Source organism: Methanocalculus pumilus, assembly GCF_055382585.1.
Genome location: NZ_AP042393.1, coordinates 142962 through 162335, shown reverse-complemented (window position 1 = coordinate 162335; position 19374 = coordinate 142962). Strand labels below are relative to the sequence as shown.

The 19374-nt window shown below is 53.5% G+C and carries 17 protein-coding genes; 3 read left to right on the top strand and 14 right to left on the bottom strand.

Going from position 1 to position 19374, the window contains the following annotated elements; all coding sequences use genetic code 11:
- The first annotated feature begins 20 nt into the window (after positions 1-20).
- Positions 21-1196, top strand: a complete 1176-nt coding sequence (locus tag ACZ44I_RS00840) for an AAA family ATPase (protein WP_464549591.1) — start codon at positions 21-23, stop codon at positions 1194-1196.
- A gap of 222 nt (positions 1197-1418) precedes the next feature.
- Here ACZ44I_RS00840 and ACZ44I_RS00835 read toward each other — a convergent pair whose 3' ends face one another.
- Positions 1419-1922: a hypothetical protein gene (locus ACZ44I_RS00835; RefSeq protein WP_464549593.1), complete on the bottom strand. Its 504-nt coding sequence runs from the start codon at positions 1920-1922 to the stop codon at positions 1419-1421.
- 269 nt (positions 1923-2191) lie between these two features.
- On the opposite strand from ACZ44I_RS00835, the gene ACZ44I_RS00830 reads away from it, so the two are divergent.
- Positions 2192-3232 carry a DNA-methyltransferase gene (locus ACZ44I_RS00830; RefSeq protein ID WP_464576555.1) on the top strand — a complete coding sequence of 347 codons (1041 nt, stop codon included), beginning with the start codon at positions 2192-2194 and terminating at the stop codon, positions 3230-3232.
- A gap of 171 nt (positions 3233-3403) precedes the next feature.
- Here ACZ44I_RS00830 and ACZ44I_RS00825 read toward each other — a convergent pair whose 3' ends face one another.
- The 12 genes from ACZ44I_RS00825 to ACZ44I_RS00770 form a co-directional block, all read right to left on the bottom strand.
- Positions 3404-4558 carry a Coenzyme F420 hydrogenase/dehydrogenase, beta subunit C-terminal domain gene (locus tag ACZ44I_RS00825; RefSeq protein WP_464549597.1) on the bottom strand — a complete coding sequence of 385 codons (1155 nt, stop codon included), beginning with the start codon at positions 4556-4558 and terminating at the stop codon, positions 3404-3406.
- Positions 4559-4560: 2 nt separating this feature from the next.
- The gene (fdhF, locus tag ACZ44I_RS00820) at positions 4561-6627 is read right to left on the bottom strand and encodes a formate dehydrogenase subunit alpha (protein WP_464549599.1); all 2067 of its coding nucleotides are present in this window, start codon (positions 6625-6627) and stop codon (positions 4561-4563) included.
- 624 nt (positions 6628-7251) lie between these two features.
- The gene (locus ACZ44I_RS00815) at positions 7252-8010 is read right to left on the bottom strand and encodes a flavodoxin family protein (RefSeq protein ID WP_464549601.1); all 759 of its coding nucleotides are present in this window, start codon (positions 8008-8010) and stop codon (positions 7252-7254) included.
- Positions 8011-8089: 79 nt separating this feature from the next.
- Positions 8090-9418 carry a pyridoxal phosphate-dependent aminotransferase gene (locus ACZ44I_RS00810; RefSeq protein WP_464549603.1) on the bottom strand — a complete coding sequence of 443 codons (1329 nt, stop codon included), beginning with the start codon at positions 9416-9418 and terminating at the stop codon, positions 8090-8092.
- A gap of 145 nt (positions 9419-9563) precedes the next feature.
- The gene (locus ACZ44I_RS00805) at positions 9564-10733 is read right to left on the bottom strand and encodes an META domain-containing protein (protein ID WP_464549605.1); all 1170 of its coding nucleotides are present in this window, start codon (positions 10731-10733) and stop codon (positions 9564-9566) included.
- A gap of 109 nt (positions 10734-10842) precedes the next feature.
- Positions 10843-11463 (bottom strand): ABC transporter permease, encoded by a 621-nt coding sequence (locus tag ACZ44I_RS00800; RefSeq protein ID WP_464549607.1) that lies wholly within the window; start codon positions 11461-11463, stop codon positions 10843-10845.
- Positions 11457-12092 carry an ABC transporter permease gene (locus ACZ44I_RS00795; protein ID WP_464549609.1) on the bottom strand — a complete coding sequence of 212 codons (636 nt, stop codon included), beginning with the start codon at positions 12090-12092 and terminating at the stop codon, positions 11457-11459. Before ACZ44I_RS00795 ends, ACZ44I_RS00800 begins: the two co-directional genes overlap by 7 nt.
- A gap of 14 nt (positions 12093-12106) precedes the next feature.
- Positions 12107-13177: an ABC transporter ATP-binding protein gene (locus ACZ44I_RS00790; protein ID WP_464576631.1), complete on the bottom strand. Its 1071-nt coding sequence runs from the start codon at positions 13175-13177 to the stop codon at positions 12107-12109.
- An 85-nt stretch (positions 13178-13262) separates the two neighbouring features.
- Complete coding sequence (locus ACZ44I_RS00785; protein WP_464549611.1) at positions 13263-14174, bottom strand: glycine betaine ABC transporter substrate-binding protein; 912 nt, start codon at positions 14172-14174, stop codon at positions 13263-13265.
- Positions 14175-14265: 91 nt separating this feature from the next.
- Positions 14266-14898 carry an FmdE family protein gene (locus ACZ44I_RS00780; RefSeq protein ID WP_464549613.1) on the bottom strand — a complete coding sequence of 211 codons (633 nt, stop codon included), beginning with the start codon at positions 14896-14898 and terminating at the stop codon, positions 14266-14268.
- A complete protein-coding gene (locus tag ACZ44I_RS00775; protein WP_464549615.1) occupies positions 14891-15715 on the bottom strand; it encodes an ABC transporter ATP-binding protein in 825 nt (274 codons plus the stop codon). Before ACZ44I_RS00775 ends, ACZ44I_RS00780 begins: the two co-directional genes overlap by 8 nt.
- A complete protein-coding gene (locus ACZ44I_RS00770; RefSeq protein ID WP_464551674.1) occupies positions 15712-16782 on the bottom strand; it encodes a FecCD family ABC transporter permease in 1071 nt (356 codons plus the stop codon). Before ACZ44I_RS00770 ends, ACZ44I_RS00775 begins: the two co-directional genes overlap by 4 nt.
- Before the next feature lie 325 nt (positions 16783-17107).
- Here ACZ44I_RS00770 and ACZ44I_RS00765 point away from each other — a divergent pair, with 325 nt between their 5' ends.
- Positions 17108-18082, top strand: a complete 975-nt coding sequence (locus ACZ44I_RS00765) for a radical SAM protein (protein WP_464549617.1) — start codon at positions 17108-17110, stop codon at positions 18080-18082.
- Between the two features lie 43 nt (positions 18083-18125).
- On the opposite strand, the gene ACZ44I_RS00760 is transcribed toward ACZ44I_RS00765, so the two are convergent.
- On the bottom strand, positions 18126-19277 hold the full coding sequence (locus tag ACZ44I_RS00760) for an iron ABC transporter substrate-binding protein (protein ID WP_464549619.1): 1152 nt from the start codon (positions 19275-19277) through the stop codon (positions 18126-18128).
- Positions 19278-19374: the final 97 nt, after the last annotated feature.

Below are 19374 nucleotides of genomic sequence, written 5' to 3'. Positions count from 1 at the left end.
AAACCAAAGGATCAGATCACATGGCCGAACAGATATTCATCGTCGGGGGCGAGGTCGAGCCCCCCTACTTCATCGGCAGGGATGAGGAGGTGAGCCGGATCAGGCTCGATCTCCTCTCCCGGGCACAGCATAACGTCATCATCGGCCCACGCCGGATCGGGAAGACCTCGCTCCTGAAAAATCTCAGGACGAGCATCGGGGGCGAGGTCCTCTTCGTCCAGGTGAACTGCCGGATGATCACCCACCCGGCCGACTTCTTCAGGATCACCTCACGGGCAATGGTCGAAGCCTATGAGGAGAAGCACCGGGCAAAGGGGCTTGCACGGAAGTTCTCTGATATCTTCAAGGCAACAATCACCCGTGCCACCCGATCAATTGCAGAGATTGGAGGGAGTATCGAGCATATCGGAGAGATATACCTCCGTTTCCGGGAGAACGAGGTGAGCGAGCCCGAGCTCATCGAAGAGACCTTTGCATTCATCGGAGACCTGGCAGACGAGAGCAGAGAGCAGATCGTCATCGCCTTTGACGAGTTCCAGGAGCTGAGCAGATTCAATCCCGCGATCTTCAGCCTCTTCAAGACCCATATGGACAGCCGGCCGGATGTGCGGTACATCTTCTCGGGATCTTCAGTTGCACTCCTGAACAAGGTCTTCCTGAAACCGGACTCGCCCCTCTACCTGATGGCAGCAAAAGTCCGGCTCGAGCCGATCGGAGAGGAGGCAGTCAGCAGGTACATCCGCTCCCGGCTATTAATGCAGAAGATCACAATCACTGGCGATGCCCTTCACACCCTCTACAGCTACACTGACGGATTCCCATTCTATTTCCAGAAGATGGGATTCTTACTGTACCAGCATGCCATCCTTGAAGGGAGGGATACGGTCACCTCAGATGACACAGAGCTCGCATTCTCCTCCATGCTTGATGAGTTCGACAGCGAGTTTGAATCACGATACTCATGCAAGTTCAGCAGGCAGCAGCAGGATATCCTGAAGTACCTCTCTGCCGCAAGGACCCGCAGGCTGAAAGAGATAGCGGCAGATATGGAGACGCAGTCATCCTCGCTCACCGCCTCGATGAGAGATCTCACCAATACCATGACCATCGACAAGCCCGGCGAGGGGAGGTATGGCATACTCGACTCTGTCTTCCGGGTATGGATTGCCCGGAATATCCTCGGGAATTATGAGTAATATCATCCGGGAGTCGCCAGCAGATACGAGGAAATGGGCCAATGTCAGTTTACTTTTCCCATGTTTCATCGGGATAAAATTCCCCAGATCCGTCGGAATAAAACTCCCCACCCTCCACCAGCAGAAGGGCACACATGAGGAGATGCTGCCCAAAAAAATCGCCAAAAGAAAGAATAAAAACTCATAAAAGGGAAAAGGAGGAGATCCCCTCGCCTTTTTCGCTCAGCTCAGGGCTGCTATTGTGTCTGCCCAGTCCTCGACTGCTGCAAGGATTGCCTCGTCATCATAGCCGGTCAGCCGGACGGCCTTTCTCCCAAACGTGAGGGTATAGTTCTCGCCATTTGGATCGCGGCACTTCAGCTGGCAGGAGTATGAATCCCTGTTCTGGTCACGCTCCGGTGTCCCACCGACGGCTGCCGTGAGTGCTGCATCTGCGAGGACGGCATCCGCTGCCGCATTCATCCCGGCGGTTGTTCCGGCGGTGACGGCTGCTGCACCGACCTTTTTGCCATCATCAAGGTACACGATCCGGGCGGTATACTGCTCGCGGCCACGGACCACGCCCGGGATCGTCTCGCCGCCGGACTCGTACGGCACACAGCCGAAGGGGTTGTTCTCAAGTACATGCGCAACCACAGCCTCAAGGGCCGCGGTATCAACAAGCGGTGCCGGAAGGTCCCGGACCGCGGTCTTGTTGCTCCGTATCTGTTCGAAATCTACTGCCATTGTGGTGGCTCCTGCCGGGCAGGGGGGGTTCTGCATAAGAAGGCAGCCCGCCCCACTCCTGCTCCGGCACATCATATGTCAGAGACAGGGGCAATGGGGCTGAGCGGAGTGTGCGGGGCGTGAGTGTTTTTAGTTTCAGCAGAAGCGAGGAACGACAGTCTGGCGGAGGTTGGAAGCACCCCTAAAAAGCCAGCTACTTCACGCCCAATTGGCTGGCCTGTCATCAAACCTTCACTTTCACATTGCGATCGGGACATTTATCATAACATGTGCATCAACTACTACTCAGGTACATGATCTCTCACGCCGCCCAATCCGGAACTCCCGAACACAATCTTCCTGAAAAGACACTCTATGCCAATCAATCAAATATAGACAGGCAACTGGAATCATTTATTCATCCGGAAATTGCGGCAGTTGCCGGGGAGATGGGGCAACGTGCAATACCATTCATTGCCAAAGATCAAATCCTGATGAAAGAGATCGAAGCACTCTCTGCAAGCATCCCGACAGCTCACCGTTTTATCAATACAGACTGCCGAAACCTTGGATACATACCTGACGAGAGCGTTCATCTGGTCGTTACCTCACCACCATACTGGATACTGAAAACGTACCCTGAAAAAGAATCGCAGCTTGGGCAGATCGGAGATTATGATAAGTTCCTTGAAGAACTCGATCGCGTCTGGCAGCATATCCATCGGATCCTTGTTCCGGGGGGGCGGCTGGTCATCGTCGTCGGCGATGTCTGCCTCCCACGCAGAAGTACCGGGCGGCATAGTGTAATGCCACTCCATGCTTCAATACAGGAGCACTGCCGGTTGATCGGGTTTGATAATCTTGCACCGATCATCTGGTATAAGATCGCCAATGCCTCCTTTGAGTCGCAATCTCCGGGATCGTTCCTGGGAAAACCCTATGAGCCTAACGCCATAGTCAAGAATGATATCGAGTACATCCTCTTCCAGAGAAAGCCGGGGGGATACCGAAAGACTACCCACACAGCCCGGCTACTCTCAATCATCTCTGAAGAGAACCAGAAGATATGGTTCAGGCAGATTTGGGATCTGAAAGGAGCATCCACCCGCAATCATCCGGCACCATACCCATTGGAACTGGCAGAGCGGCTCATCAGAATGTTCTCCTTTGTCGGCGATACCATTCTCGATCCCTTTGGTGGCACCGGCACAACTGCCCTGGCAGCAGCACGATGGGGGCGGAACAGTATCAGCATTGAGATCGAAGAGGAGTATCACTCGATGCAGATTGAACGTTTTAACCAAAAATATCAACAATCCCATCTATTTTAAGAGGAGACAACTATGAGACAGGCTCATATTCAGGAGAGCGGTTCCTAAGATCACTCATCTCCCATCTCCATACGTTTTATCCCATTCACTAATGGGAGTAGAACAAAAAAACCAGAGAGAGGAGATGATAAACCTCCCCGGATCGTGCCATTGTTTTCCGCACAGAAAATATTAGTTTTTATAGGGGGCAGACCCCAGTTTCGGATTGTATGTCGCATCGCATTCCACCCTGACTGCATGGGAGAAGAGCGCAAGCGGGATATCCATCGGGCATAATTCCTCGCACTGGCCGCAGTTGATACAGGAATCCGAGATATGGGCAAACCTCCGCATGTGGAACATCGGATTCGGCGGAATCTGACCGGTTGGGACCATCGTGGTTGCCTTCTTCAGTTCAGCTTCATTTGGAAGGCAGACCGGGCAGTTTTCGATGCAGGAGTAGCATTTGATGCAGCGGGAGGTCTCCTCCTTGATCGAGTCCCAGAGATCCCCTGAGAGTGCCGAGAAATCCTTCTTCCTCCACTTCTCACCGAGCTTCAGCATTGCGCCTTCGACCTTGCCACGGATCGCAATCCCCTTCGGATCAGCCGGAGCGGTTGCAAGTGCGCCCGAGGCAGTTGCTTCTTCAACAAGGTTTGCACCCTTCTCGGAGCAGACCTCAACAAAGGTTGCCTTTCCGGCCTTCTCACCAATAACCCCCCAGTTACCACAGGCAAGATCTGCCTGGCGGGGGACTTTGTAGAGGCAGCGCCGGCAGTTTGTCCTCCGGCCATATCCCTCATCTTCCAGCTCATCAATGGAGATACCCTGGTGGGAGCCGTCTTTTTTGATGATGATGAACTGACCCTTGTCGATCTCCTCTTTCACGACATCGGCGGGATTTGTCCCGAACTTCTCTCTGATCATCTTCGTCGCATCGACCGGGGAGACCGAGCCTCCGCAGTTGAGTCCGATCAGATAGAGATTGTCGAGATTGATCTTCTCCCGCTTTGCGAGTTCAAGGATACCCATCGTATCGCACCCTTTCACCGGCAGGGCGAGTTTCATGCCATTTGCTCCCTCAAGATATTTTGTCAGGATCTTTGAGAGGAGGAGTGTTCCGCAGTGGAGCGAGCCGGCTGCCTTCTCAACCTCGGCGGGATCGGTCACGATCTCAACCGTTGCATCATAGATGTCAGATCCCTTCTTTACCACAAGGACGCCATCGACCATCCTGCTCTCAAGTGCATACTTCAGGAGCGTGGATACTGCTCCGCCGCATTCGCCTTTCTGGACACACTCTTCTGTTGATGCCCATGCATAGAGCATATCGCCTTTTGCTACCATCTTCAGGCCTCCTGTATCTTCTCAATTTTTATTGCACAGGCCTTGAACTCCGGAATCTTTGCGATCGGGTCAAGTGCATTGTTGGTCAGGATGTTTGCCGCACATTCTGCGAAGTGGAACGGCATGAACATCACACCCTTCATGATCTCCTTTGTCACGCGGGCAGGCACCCTGATCTCACCACGGCGGGTTTTGGCAATTACCATCTCGCCGTCGACAACACCGAGATCTTTTGCATCTTCAGAATTGATCTCGATCCAGCCGGTTGGAACCTCACTCTCAAGCGAGATTGAACGGCGGGTCATGCCACCAGTATGCCAGTGGAACAGGTTCCTGCCGGTTGTGAAGACATAGGGGTATTCGGCATCCGGAACTTCGGCCGGGTACCTGAACTCGATCGGGGAGAAGACACCCAGACCATCGGGGTGCGAGAACTTGCCGATATGCAGGATCGGGGTCCCAGGGTGATCTTCTGCCGGGCAGGGCCAGTGGAGCGCTTCGGGCTTGTTCAGACGCTCGTAGTTCATACCCGCATAGGACGGGGTGACCTGAGCGATCTCGGTGAAGACATCTTCGGCACTCTGCCAGGGGAACTGTGCTGCATATCCCATCTTCGCCGCGAGTTCGGCAAAGATCTGCCAGTCGAGTTTTGCCTGGCCCGGCGGGTCCTGGGCTTTCCGGAACCGCTGGACACGCCGTTCGGTCGAGGTCTGGGTGCCGTCCTTCTCGGCGTAACAGGTCGCCGGAAGCACGACATCGGCAAGCTGGGCGGTCTCGGTCAGGAAGATATCCTGCACGACAAGGAACTCGAGGTTCTTGATTGCATGTTCGACATGCGTCAGGTCGGGGTCGGAGAGCATCGGGTTCTCGCCCATGATATACATCGCTTTCAGTTCACCGGGTTTCTCGGTTAAGACATCCATCATGGTGGTGACTTCATACCCGTTCTTTGGTTCACAGATACCGTCAGGGAAGCCCCAGGCGTCGGAGAACTTCTTGTGGGCGGCTTCATCGATCACCTTCTGGTAACCGGTGAAGACGACCGGGAGTGCTCCCATGTCACAGGCGCCCTGCACGTTGTTCTGGCCACGGAGCGCGTTCACGCCGGCACCAGGTTTCCCGAGGTTGCCGCAGAGCATCTGGATGTTGGCAACGGATTTGACGTTGTCCACACCGGTGGTGTGCTGCGTGATACCCATAGAATACAGGATTGCTGTGGCACCGGATGTCGCGATCCACTCGGCGGCAGTCTTCAGCTGGTCGACCGGGATGCCGGAGATCTTCGAGACGTTCTCGAGGCTGTAGTCGGGCTTCATCACGACTTCTTTCATCGCTTCAAAGTCTTTTGTACGGGTGGTGATGAAGTCCTTGTCTTCCCAGCCGTTTCGGATGATCTCCTGCATCAGACCGTTCAGAATAGCGACATCGCTGCCGGATCTAAACTGCAGGTACAGGTCAGCCTGTTTGCCGGTAGGGGTCAGACGGGGATCGGCATAGATGATCTTCGCGCCGTTCTTCTTTGCCTGCATGACTCTCCGGCCGATCAGCGGGTGCTGTTCGAAGGTGTTGCTCCCGATGATGAAGACGCATTTAGACTGGGCGATGTCACCGATCGAGTTGGTCATCGCACCGGAGCCGAATGTAGCGGCAAGACCGGCAACGGTCGAGGCGTGGCAGAGACGGGCGCAGTGGTCGATGTGACGGGTCTTTAAGACACCGCGGGCGAACTTCATGATCGCATAGTTGTCCTCGTTCGAGGTTCTCGCGGAGGCAAGAGCGGCCATCTCATCGGGCTTGTACGTCTTCAGTTTCTGGGCGATGAGCTCATATGCCTCGTCCCAGCTCGCTTCGACGAACTTCCCGTCCTTTTTGATCAGCGGGGTGGTCAGACGGTCTTCACTGTTGATGAATTCATGGGCATACACACCCTTTGGACAGAGCTTCCCTTCATTGACAGGGGAGCGGTGGTAGGGGGCAACGCCTGTTACCTTGCCGTCAACGACGACGAGGTTCATGCTGCAGCCTGTCCCGCAATACGGGCAGGTCGTTGGTACATACTTCATTTCCATAGGTTTTACCTCGGATATGTGAGAGGTGACAGATTCAGAGCTTAAAGTTGTTGGTTTACCATTCAGGCAATTTTAAAGGAGATTTTCGGGTTTACTAAACATAATTAACCTCTTTTACTGGATGTGACAAAAGTAGCAGGAGAGGCGACGTAAGGAGAGGGGCACTTTCCATCCGGGAGCAGATCAGATCGGGAGGAGACCATTTCGCGGAGGTATCGCTTTTTAGAGGTCTATTTAAAGATAATAATAAACCTTATAAGCCATGTTTTGACAGCATATAAACCAAACAGGTACTGCGCGTTGGATGGCACCTTCATTCAACGATCAATACGAGTAATTACGGCAGATTGCACTCTTTGGAAATACCATAAAATGCAGAAAAAAGTTCAGATGCGGCGGGGTGATCGCGGAAAAGGATAGCCGCACCTGAGAAGATGCCATCATAACTCACAGAGCAAAAGCGGAAAGGGAGGATATATCCCGGGACTGGGGGCAGAAAAGATACAAAATGACGATCTATCCCTGAATCTTTTGATATAAAAAGAAATATAATGAGGATTTTCCTCCCATGGAGAAAGGAGAGGGGGTTTTTAGTAGCTGAAAAATAATCCGGCTACTGCCACCCTATCTGTACTCCGGGTTTGGATGATCGAACCTGCATCCGGCCGCCCAGGCACTCCTCTGGTTGCCGTGGGGCGGAATGCCCCCCATATCCTTCAGCATCCGTGCCATATGCATCAGGTTCCATGTCATAAATGTGGTGTTGCGGTTTGTAAAGTCGTTCTCCGGCCCGCCGGATCCGGGATCAAGGTACGACGGCCCCGGACCGATCTCACCAAGCCATCCGGCATCGGCCTGTGGCGGGATAACAAAGCCAAGATGCTGGAGAGAATAGAGGATCCCCATCCCGCAATGCTTTGCTCCGTCTTCATTGCCGGTGATCAGACAGCCTCCGGTCCGCCCGTAGTATGCATACTGTCCATGCTCATTCAGCTCACCGGACTGGCCATACAGCCTCTCGATCACTTTCTGGCAGACCGAGCTCTTTTCGCCAAGCCAAATGGGGGAACAGAGGAGAAGGATATCCGCATCCATCACCTTCCTGAACAGAACGGGCCAGTCATCCTTCTCCCATCCATGCTCCTTCATATCAGGATAAACCCCATAGGCGATATCGTAATCAACCGCCCTGATCACCTCGACCTCAACACGGTTCTTCTCTAAAATCGCCTTTGATATCCTGATCAACCCCTCTGTATGAGAGAGATCCGGCGTTTTCTTCAATGTGCAGTTGATAAACAACGCCTTCAGATCAGAAAAGTCCCATCTGCTCTCTTCACACTCTTTTATCTGTTGCTTATTGAGAATCGTCTCGTCCATCATCTCTCCCCCTGTGTTACTCTGTCTGCACTGTATCAAAGGGCATATTTAATATAATCGGTCATGCAGCCTTTCCATTGTTTTATTCATGCAGATCTTCCACAAACCTCCGGATCATATCAACACCGTTGATCATTCGTGGAGCTGCATTCCGGACAAACTGTGAACATTCCTCCTGCGTCCCTGGCTTTGATTGCTGGTACAGATCCAGTGCCCGTGCACCATCGTAATCAACGAATGCAATCCGGGAGGAGAAGTTATCCTGCGGCATCATGATCGCATCCCCGCTCACCGTCGCCACATGATAGGGATGCGAGAGGAGAGCATGCTGGAGATCGTTGGCAGTTTGGATTCCCTTCTTCTGCAGGGCTGGTTTCAGCTCATTCATATCCATGAGGAAGTAAAATGCACCCTCCGGCCGGGTGGTGGTTATTCCGGGAATGTTGGAGAATGCTGCTGCAAAATATTCACCCATCATCCGGTGAATATCCCGGGTCATCTTGAAATATCGTTCAATAGCCGGATTTGGGGAGTATGCAGTCACTGCTGCATACTGGACCGGTGTGGTGATATTCGTATAGAGCGTTGCAGCGAGTTTTGCAAAATCCATGGCCATCTTCTCTGAACATGAAGATGGAAGGATACATGCTCCGAACCGGTATCCGGCTGAAGAGCGATCCTTGGAGAGCCCTCCGGTCACAAAGCAGCCTTCAGGATAGACCACTCCCATGGAGACGAAGTTCCCGATCTCATAGGTTGTGAGGGCATAGATCTCATCTGCAAGCACGAGGCATCCTCTCCTCCGGCAGATATCTGTGATCTCTTTCAGCTCCTGATGATTGTAGAGCGCCCCGGTCGGATTGTTGGGATTGTTGAGGAGAAGGATATGCTGACCATCAACAATATTCTCAAGCAGGTTATCGAGATCATGTGGATCGATCTTATAGCCGTTCTCCGGGCGTGTGGAGAGTATATGGTACGGCTTCCCAAGGAACCGCAGCTGGGGAGCATATCCGATCCATGACGGGGACGGGAGAATGACTGAACCGCTCACCATAGAGAAGATCAGAAACATCAGTTCCTTGGAACCATTCCCGACGATCACCCTGTCTGCATCAGCCTCAATACCGAAGTGTCGTGCATAAAAACCGGAGATCGCTTCACGAACCTCCGGAGTGCCGGCCGCATCGACATAGTGGCCCTGCGTTGCATTGGCGATTAAGGCATCAGATATCGGCTCTGGTATGGGAAAAGGTGACTGGCCGAACGCAAATCCGAAGAACTCTTCATTGCATCCATGCAATGAACACTTTTTTCGCTGCTCCCGGAGCATGAGCCCGATACGCACATTCTCCGGCATGGTTATGGTATCAACTCTCGGATCGGCGTTAATCGTCATTCTGTTCATCATAGCCTCATCTGCGATGACATAGTATAAAAAAAGTGTATCAACATCTCTTCTTCCAAAAACCTCTACCCGGTATTCCCGAGGGTTTCAATTGGCGATCAGAGGGAGGTGAAAGTACATGAGCCAAAAAAGAAAGAGGGGGGGGGAGTTAGTATTCCGCGGCTCTCCTGAATACGAGGGTTGCTATCCCCTCTGTATCAAAGAGGGTCAGGGTATCGCCATCAATCCTAAACATTGCCACATCGGCGAGGAGCGAGAAGTACCTGCTCTCCTGCTCCATCAGTTCTTCCGGCATACAGTAGACCAGTGTCTGGATCGGTGTTCCAATCTTCAGTCTTCCATCTTCTGAAACCTCGTATGCTGCCGAATAGCTGTTGCATCCACCGGTGCCGCCGACAGAACCGTTATCAAAGATGGCGGTCACTGCACGGTCTTGGAGGACGGTTGTCTGCGATCCATCTTCAGTGATCGATTCGAGCATCCATTTTCCGCTCTCAAGGGTTATTTCATTGGGTTTTGGATGGAAGACCAGCCTGGCATTTCCCTCGTCATCAAAGAAGGTGAGGGTTTCTGATCCAATCTCATATGATGAGATCTCGCCGAGTGTTGCAAGGTACTGCTGCTCCTGCTCCATCACCCCTGCTTCACCACAGTACATCTTCGTCGATCCGATTCCGGAGATTGCAATTTTGTCTCCGGAAACGTCATAGGATCCGAAGTACCGGTTGCATCCGGCAGAGCCGCTGAGTGTTTCTTCTTCGAAGGTGAGGGAGATTGTGGTCCCGCTCAGAACCGAGAAGGCGGTTCCATCTTTCGATCTGATCGTCCCAAGCTCCCATGCTGTCCCCGGCAGGGCAGGAGCAATGGACGCCTTCTCCGGAACCTTCGCAAAGATCAGGCTCGGTTCCCCGTCTGCATCAGAGAGGGTCAGGGTATCGCCATCAATCCGGGCCGATGCCGCTTCCCCGAGGAGCGAGAGATAGAGATGCTCCTGCTCCATCACACCCGCCTCCCCGCAGTACATCAGGGTGGAGCCGATCCCATCAATGGCTATTCTGTCCCCATCAAGGGTGTAGCCGCCGAAATAGAGGTTGCACCCGGCAGTGCCGCCGAGGCTCTCCTCATCAAAGACGAGGGTGATCGTTGTTCCCTCAACAAGGTTCACCGAGGTGATCGCAATCGCGGTCAGTTCCCATTCTGTTCCGGGAAGGGCCAGCTCAACCCGTTCATCCGGGGAGCCCTGCTGATCCCCCACACATCCGGCAACCGCGAGGCACGCTGCCAGAAAGAGGCATGCAAGTATTGGAAGTAACTTCATATGATCTGATCTGGCGGTGAAGATGAAAAGTTCATCGTAAGCTTCAACTTTTTTCGCATCAATGAGAAGCCCGGTTTCATCAAAAGGAGGAAAGCCGGGAGAGAATGATTCATTCCAAATCTTTCTCCCCAGCTCGCGGCAGAAGCCGCCTCTCCATCCACGAAAACGATGCATCAAGGAAGAGGGCAATTCCGATCGCAGGCAGGGCACCGGAGAGCATCTTCATCATATTCACCCCGGCAAGCCCTTCAAAGACGAGCGAGCCAAGTCCGCCGCTCCCGATCATCGCGGTCAGTATAGCGACACTGTTTGCCAGGATCGCCGCAAACTTCACCCCGGCAAAGATGGCGGGATAGGCGTTGGGGAGCCGGACATACCGGATGATATCCCATGCCGAGAGGCCGATCCCCTCAGCCGAGGCTATCAGCGCCGGATCAACAGATGAGAGGCCGATCCAGGTATTCTTAATTATTGGGAGGAGTGCCCGGAGGATGATCGCAACAATTGCCGGCCAGAACCCGATCCCGATCAGGGGAACCACTATCGCCACAACCGCCAAAGTCGGTACCGCCTGCATCAGGTTTGCCAGCGTCATCACGATCTTCTGGAGATTCCTGCTGTACAGGGCGAGAATAGCAAGCGGAATACCAAGCGCGATACTCACAAAGAGTGCGGTATAGGCAAGAACGATATGCTGGATGATCGGGGTCAGCAGGAGATCGCTCACCATGATCCAAACCTCCTCTTCAGCGAAGCCTCAATTCCACCGGCGATGCCATCCAGGATCACCGCAAGGATCCCAACCCAGATCCCGGCGACAAAGATGATATCCGGCCTAATCAGGTTGATCCCGGTCTGGAGGGGGGCACCAAGGCCCCCTGCCCCGAAGATACCGCCGAGTGTCACGATCCCCATCGTGAAGACGATCGCGATCCTGATCCCACCGGCGATCATCGGGAATGCCAGCGGAAACCTGACCTTCAGGAGGATGAATCGTTCGGAGAGGCCCATTGCCCGGCCTACCTCAAGGAGATCAGGACTCACAGAGATGAGGCCGGTATAGGTGTTCCGTGCGATCGGGAGGATCGAGTAGAGGACACAGGCGATGATCGTCGGGACGGTGCCGATCCCGGCAAGCGGGATGAGCAGGACGAGGAGTGCGATATCGGGGAATGTCTCAATGGCATTTAGGGAAGAGAAGACGGGAGGGGCATACCGTCTTTGCCGGTAGAGGAGGAGTCCGATTGCCACACCCACGGCGATCGCAGCGATAAGCGCAATAGAGAAGATCCAGAGATGCTCTATTGTCCGTTCGGTGAGGTGGTAGGTGATCCAGACAGCCGTGATCTCATCTATCACCAGAACAACCCCTATCAGACAAGCCGGCTGATCAGATCGTCCGGCAGAAGCAGCCCTGCCGGCTCCCCATCCTCCATAACAAGACCCAGAGAGACTGAGGCGGCCTTCATCTCTTCAAGGGCAGAGAGGAGAGAAGCATCCATGGAGAGGAAGAATGGCGGATCTGTTGCTCCCAGAACCGTTTTCACCTCATCCCTCCTCTGGAGAAGGGTGGAGAGCTGCAGAACAGAGAAGGAGGAGGCTCTCTCCCTCACAACGGCGACCTTTGATCCGCTCTGTACCATCACCTCGATTGCCGACTGAACCGGCATCTCTCCTGATACAATTGGAGAAGCAGGAACCATCATATCCGATACGGTGAGTGACGCGATATGCCCAAAGAGGCGATCAGATCCTACGAGATCAGAGACCATCGCGTCTGCCGGATTCAGGATGAGATCCCGCGGAGTACCGAGCTGGACGATCCGCCCTTCATGCATGATCGCGATCCGATCACCGAGCCGGAACGCCTCATTGATATCATGGGTCACAAAGACGATCGTCTTGCCGATATCCTCCTTGATCCCGATGAACTCATCCTGGAGCTGCCGCCTGAGAAGCGGATCAAGCGCTCCAAACGGCTCATCCATCAGCAGGAGGGGAGGGTTCATTACAAGGGCACGGGCAAGGCCGACCCGCTGCTGCTGACCGCCTGAGAGCTCCTTTGGATACCGGTCCATGAACTGATCGGGGGGGAGATGGACGAGGGTGAGGAGTTCTGCAACCCGTGATTCGATCTCCCCCCTGCTCCATCCCTCAATTGTCGGGAGAAGACCGATATTCTCACGGATCGTCATGTGGGGGAAGAGACCGATCTGCTGGATCACATATCCGATATTCTTCCGCAGCACGATCCCATCGATCGTCTGGGTATCAATCCCGTTGATTCTGATCGTCCCCTCATCGGGATCGATTAAGCGGTTGATCATCCTGAGGGTGGTCGTCTTCCCTGACCCTGAACCCCCGATCAGGATGAGGAGTTCGCCACCCCTGATATCAAGGCTGATCCCATCAACTGCAACCGTCTCGCCAAACCTCTTCGTTATCCCATGGATATTGATTGTATCGATACGATCAAACGGCCGTTTCAGAATTACACCAGCTCCCTGAATGAGTATGGCAGAATAAAAATCAGGAGGAGATTAATCCCTCTCTCCTGAGATAGTCACGGGCGATATCCCTGGCTTCACGCTTGTCATTATCAAATTCGGCATTTAATGCCCTCATCTCATCAGTATCAATCCGGTTATCGAGCAGAGAGAGGGCAGAGACAAGCCGTTCATCTGATGCGAGATCAGATCTCAGAAGGAGCATCGTCTCATAGGGTGGCAGTGCCGCCTTATCATCCTGAAGCACCCTCAGGGAATAGAGATCGACCCGTGAATCGGTGGTATATGGCGGGATCGCCTGCACCTGATCGTTTGCGATCGCTTCGTACATCAGGGTCGGCGACATCGGTCTGACATCCGCAAATGTGAGACCATAGACCTCCTTCAGCCCCGGAAGACCATCTTCGCGTTCATGGAAGACGAGATCGGATCCAAAGACGAGGGTTTCAGCATGAGGCACCAGGTCGCTGATGGTTCTGAGGTTCTTCTCGTCAGCATATGACTCTTTGACTGCGATGGCATAGTCGTTCCTGAAGCCAAGCCTGAAGAGGACATCAATCCCTTCTGCTGCAAGGCCGTCCTTCACCTGCTGGTAGACGAAATCCGGCTCCCACGTCTCAGGCGGCTCAAGCTTCAACAGCTGTGAGTAGGCAGTACCGGTATATTCGACATAGACATCAACCTGCCCCCTTTTGATCCCCTCAAAAAGGGTCGCATCATTCATCCCTGACCGGATATCTGTCCGATATCCCTCTTCCTCAAGGAGAAGGGCAATCATATGGGCAAGGATATACTGCTCATTGAACGGCTTCCCGCCGATCACAATCGTCTCCTCTTTACCGGTACCATCAGATCCCATGCACCCGGCCATAAAACAGGCGATTACCAGAAGGGCAGCAAGCCCCACATACATGAATGTTTTCTCAAACATCATACCACAGGAGAGAGAGGGCAGGAGAGGATATAGTATTTTTGATATGGACGAACAAAATTCCGGCCTGCAAAATTGGGAGAAGAAAAGTGATTTATTCTGTTTTCGGCAGAGCACAGGTGGCACAGACAGTCTTCCCATTCACCGTCTGCATCTTTGCATCCGCCACCGGCTCCCCGCAGTCCGGGCAGATGACAGTTGTAAAGATTCGGGCCTTTTCGGGCGGATTGAACGAAACCTCGGTGACGGTGAGGATCTCGTCCTGCGGGATGGCGAGCACTGCGTCGGTTGCCTCTGCCATCAGCTCATAGAACCGCTTCTCTTCAGGCTCAGTCGCAGTGCCGGAGAAGACCTTCTTCCGCAGGGCATCCATCTCTTCCCTGTCTGGCGCATCGCGGTTCTTGATCAGGATCCTCACCGCTCTGTTCTTCTCACGGGAATAGAAGGTGAAGACATGCTTGCCATAATCATGGATGATCAGGTTTCCCTTCCCGGCAGTGCAGCCGGTGACAAGCTGGATTGCGTCAACACCGCAGGCATTGGTCTCGGCAACTGTTACAAGCTCCTCATCATAGGGGCGGGCAACAGAAAGCGCCTGCATTGCGGCAAGGGCGGCACGGTATCCGGTTGCAAGGCCGGGGCATGAGTGGCCATGGAATTTCACACACTCTTCAAATGCCGGGTATTTTCCCGACGACATCATCTGGTGATCATGAGTTTCACACATAAGTACTACCTTCTTTCTCTGTTGGTATCTTCGTTTTCTTTCCATTCCCATTTCCGTTGCAGAGGCATCGGGGGATGACACAAGGAACCCCTTCAAGCTCCCCGATCATCACCGGGACGCCGTAAACCGCCTCTATCTCGTCGGCTGTGATAACATTCTTATCGCCACAGGTGTGGATGGACTGATCCTTTAAGAGGATGAACCGATCTGCATACCGAAGGGCCGTATTTAAGTCATGCATCGTCATCACGACAGCAATGTTGTGCTCTGTGACGATATGGGTGATCCGATGCAAAATCTCGATCTGGTTCTTCAGATCAAGCGCACTCGTCGGCTCGTCCAGCAGAAGGATCTTCGGCTCCTGGACAAACGCCCGTGCAATCGCGATCATCTGGAGTTCGCCTCCGCTCATCTCATCGATGTAGTGGAGGCGGAGCCGCTCGATCCCAAATGTCCGGAATGCCGCCTCGACGATCCGGAGATCCTTCTCAGAAACATTCCACCCGATATGCGGCCTCCTGCCAAGGAGGACGGCATCAAAGCCGGTTAATCTGCCGGTCTCCACCCGCTGGGGAACATAGCCGATCCGCCGTGCTATCTCCATCAGTTCAAGCGAATCAATCATATCGCCGCAGACAGAGACTGCACCCTGCTTCGGGACAAGGATCCGGTTTAAGCACTTGAGGAGGGTCGTTTTCCCGACGCCGTTTGGGCCGAGGATCGCAACAATCTCGCCCTCGTTGATGGAGAAGGCGATCTCGTCGAGGATCCCCTTGTTCCGGTACATAAACTTCAGTTCATCAACATTGAGGATCATCGGTGATACCCCCGGAGCAGCAGGTAGATGAAGACCGGAGCACCCATGAACGCCGTCAGGATGGCAACCGGGAGGACATAGGGTGCGACAATCAGCCGGGCAACGGTATCAGATACGAGGAGGAGGAGGGCACCCATCACAATTGAACCCGGAATCAGGTACCGCTGCTCGTCGCCTATGATCCGCCTGACCATATGCGGGCAGACAAGCCCGACAAAACCGATCACGCCGAGGAACGAGACGAGGACAGCTGTGACAAGGGCAGCAACGATCATGCCGACATTCCTGAGCCGCTCGACATTCACCCCAAGCCCCTTTGCCGTCTCGTCACCGGCATCCATCGCATTGTAGTTCCACCGGTTTGCGATGAAGTAGATACAGGCAACGATCACAACCGCCCCCATCAGGTAGACTTCAGACCATCCGGCACGCCCGACATCGCCGAATGTCCAGTGGACAACCGCGGCAAGCTGTGCATCATCTGAGAAATACTGGAGGAACATCACCCCTGCGGTAAAGAGCGAGGAGAGTGCGACACCGGCGAGGATCACGACCTCCGGCGATGAAGCCTTGATCTTTGCGATCGCGATGATCGCAACGGTTGCGAGCATGCAGAAGATGAAGGCACAGATGGTTGTTACATAGGGATTATTGATGATCACCGCACCCGCAGTCGTCGAGGTCATCCTGCCGGTGCCAAGGAAGATGATAGCAACCGCCGCACCAAACGCACCCGCATTTGAGATACCAAGGGTAAAAGGGGAGGCAAGCGGGTTTCTCAGTATCGACTGCATCGCAACCCCGGCAACCGCAAGCCCCGCTCCGCAGATGATCGCCGCAAGCGCCTGGGGGAGCCGGATATTCCAGATGATCCGATCCCACTTGTCGGTGAGGTTCTGGCCGATCAGTGTGAGAAAGACCTCAGAGGGAGGAATGTGTACAGCCCCGACCGAGATCGAGAGGATGAGCATGAAGAAGAGGGCGAGAATCCCACCAAGTATCCAGAGAACCTTCCGGCGGGTATATTTCTGGTAATCTTCGGGGAGCTCGCCATCTGCGAAATGCAATGGATTATCCACCCCTGATCTCTGCCTGTATTGTGCCGGAGATGCCCCGGAGTCCGGCTGGTTGGTTATGGAGTAATTTAATACGAATTTTAATATTCATTATACTCCCTCAGATCAATGTAGGATAAAGGACTAAATAAGAATATCCTTTTTGAATTTGTTATGAATCGAGTATGTCTCTGTAACCAACATACGGCATTTACTGGAAAATAAGCAATAATTAGCATATTTTGGTGAAAAAATGGCGAAAGGCCGTTACATACCATGCAGCAAAAGAAGCAGTTATCTCAGGAGAACCCCAAGTCACCAGAGGCAGGAGGAGCAGATGAAATATCGGCATATCTTTGGCCCGGTAGCATCGCACCGGCTCGGCAGATCGCTTGGGATCGATCTCATCCCGTATAAGACCTGTTCATACAACTGCGTCTATTGCGAATGCGGGGAGACCACCATGCAGACGGTTCAGCGGGCCGCATTCATCCCAGAAGACGAGGTGATGGAAGAACTCAGGAGCCTCCTCTCCACAAGCCCGGATCTCGACTCGGTCACTTTTGCCGGATCAGGTGAGCCGACCCTCTCACTCTCACTTGGAAACGTGATTGCGATGGTAAAAAAGGAGTTTCCTGCATACACTATCAGTGTTCTCACAAACGGGAGCCTCCTCACCCGCCCGGATGTGAGGGGAGAGCTGATGGCAGCAGACCGGGTGATACCCACACTCACCTCGGCAAAACAGGAGACATTTGAAGCGATCCACCGCCCCCATCCATCCCTCTCGATCGACGCAATCATCAAAGGGATGGAAGAGTTCAGGCGGGAGTACCGGGGTGAGATCTGGCTTGAGGTCTTCATCATTCCGGGGATTAATACGACAGATGAAGAGCTCGCCCTGCTCAGTGACGCAATCAAAACGATCAATCCCGATCGCGTACAGCTGAACACGCTCGACCGCCCCGCCCCGGAGAGCTGGGTGAAGGCGGCATCTGAAACCGACCTCAACAGGATACGGTTGCTCCTTGGAGAAGAGATCACTCAGATCATCAACCTTTCACCGCCGGTTTCGGGATCAGCGGGCGTACTGGGGGAGGAGAAAGAGATGATCAGCGCGATGCTCTCCCGCCGGCCCTCGACAATTGAGGATATTATTACACTCACCGGCATGTCCGGCGGCGAGGTGGCGAAGATTCTGCGTGATCTTGAGAAGGCAGAAGAGATCAGGTCATACCGGGGCGCCCGCGGCACTTTTTACAGCAGTACGCTCCCTGATGAATCGGATCCGAAGGAAGAAGAGAACCACTGAAGACACCATTGCACGAAAAGAGGGGAGATAGGGAGATCTTTTCTCAGATCGATACAGGATGGAATCCGAAGTTGTTGAACTGGCTGTTCAGCTCGGAAAAGACCGGTTTTCCGACGAAGAAGGCCATGATCTCCTCACCCTTCTCTACAGGATCGATATCCTCAAACCTGTCGGGATAGAGCACCTTGCCAATATAGTAGGCATTTGAAAGGACAGTTTCATAGTTGGTGTTATAGAAATTGTACGGAAGCACTCCATACACCCGTCCCTCTTTCACGGCAGAGAGCCCCTTGAGAGCCGGATCATCCCTCAGCTGCCCGACAGCGCCTTCATTATCCATCCGGGTTGTACCCGCATCAATGAAGATATAGTCGGGATCCCAGTCCACGATCGCCTCTTTTGCAACATCGGCATGTGCTGTCCCGAGGCCGGATGCGACATTATCTGCATGCACCCAGAGGAATGGGGAATATGCCGGTTCTGTGGAGATAATACCCTGAGCCCCTGCATAGCTTACTCCCCCGACATAGACCCGCTTCCGTTCTTCAGGAGAGATATCACCGGTACGCGCCTCAAGATCAGCTATCGTCGCCTCAATGTATGCGATCACCTCTTCGGCACGGGCATCGTGTCCGATCGTTTTGCCCATCACCCGGAGGGCGGTGTACATCTCGGTTTTTTCGGCTTCGTTTCTCAGCGAACCATAGGCAAACCCGACCACCGGAACACCGGTTTTACTCTCGAGATCATCTATTTCAGCAATACTTGTGCCATATGCAGTCCCGCTTGATCCTCCTTTGAAGACGAGATCAGGGCCGATGGCGATGATCTTCTCGGGATCATCCTTTCCACGGTACTCACCAAAGAGCGGGAGATCCTTCAGCCAGCTACTGTGCACCAGTGCATAGGGACGCCCTTCAACTTCCCTTCCCTGCTTCTCGATGCTGTCGACACCGGCAACCAGATCCTCACCCTGGAGGTACACAAGGTACCGGAGCGTGCCTGAGCCTGAACAGAGGACGCTCTCTACGGGTTGCGGGATCGTCACGATCCGGCCGAAACCGTCGGTCAGGGTCATCTCTTTTTGCTCAGCCGTTTGATCAGCGGAGGGGCCGGCTTCACCGACGCATCCCGCAACTGCGAGGAGTGCAATGAGAAGCACTCCAGATATGATACAAAACATGCGATTTTTCATAACATCACATCACAAGAAAATTGTAATAGGGATTATTTTAACATACCTATTTGTAATTTTATAGTGTTTTGTGTTACATTAATTGAATATTGTAAAA

Excerpts from the sequence above, each read along its gene's own strand:
- ACZ44I_RS00805 (WP_464549605.1), bottom strand. The coding sequence starts at position 10,733 with ATGAAGTTACTTCCAATACTTGCATGCCTCTTTCTGGCAGCGTGCCTC.
- ACZ44I_RS00780 (WP_464549613.1), bottom strand. The coding sequence starts at position 14,898 with ATGTGTGAAACTCATGATCACCAGATGATGTCGTCGGGAAAATACCCG.
- ACZ44I_RS00760 (WP_464549619.1), bottom strand. The coding sequence starts at position 19,277 with ATGAAAAATCGCATGTTTTGTATCATATCTGGAGTGCTTCTCATTGCA.
- ACZ44I_RS00765 (WP_464549617.1), top strand. The coding sequence starts at position 17,108 with ATGAAATATCGGCATATCTTTGGCCCGGTAGCATCGCACCGGCTCGGC.
- ACZ44I_RS00825 (WP_464549597.1), bottom strand. The coding sequence starts at position 4,558 with ATGGTAGCAAAAGGCGATATGCTCTATGCATGGGCATCAACAGAAGAG.
- ACZ44I_RS00800 (WP_464549607.1), bottom strand. The coding sequence starts at position 11,463 with ATGGTGAGCGATCTCCTGCTGACCCCGATCATCCAGCATATCGTTCTT.
- ACZ44I_RS00815 (WP_464549601.1), bottom strand. The coding sequence starts at position 8,010 with ATGATGGACGAGACGATTCTCAATAAGCAACAGATAAAAGAGTGTGAA.
- ACZ44I_RS00785 (WP_464549611.1), bottom strand. The coding sequence starts at position 14,174 with ATGATGTTTGAGAAAACATTCATGTATGTGGGGCTTGCTGCCCTTCTG.
- fdhF (WP_464549599.1), bottom strand. The coding sequence starts at position 6,627 with ATGGAAATGAAGTATGTACCAACGACCTGCCCGTATTGCGGGACAGGC.
- ACZ44I_RS00810 (WP_464549603.1), bottom strand. The coding sequence starts at position 9,418 with ATGATGAACAGAATGACGATTAACGCCGATCCGAGAGTTGATACCATA.
- ACZ44I_RS00775 (WP_464549615.1), bottom strand. The coding sequence starts at position 15,715 with ATGATCCTCAATGTTGATGAACTGAAGTTTATGTACCGGAACAAGGGG.
- ACZ44I_RS00840 (WP_464549591.1), top strand. The coding sequence starts at position 21 with ATGGCCGAACAGATATTCATCGTCGGGGGCGAGGTCGAGCCCCCCTAC.
- ACZ44I_RS00835 (WP_464549593.1), bottom strand. The coding sequence starts at position 1,922 with ATGGCAGTAGATTTCGAACAGATACGGAGCAACAAGACCGCGGTCCGG.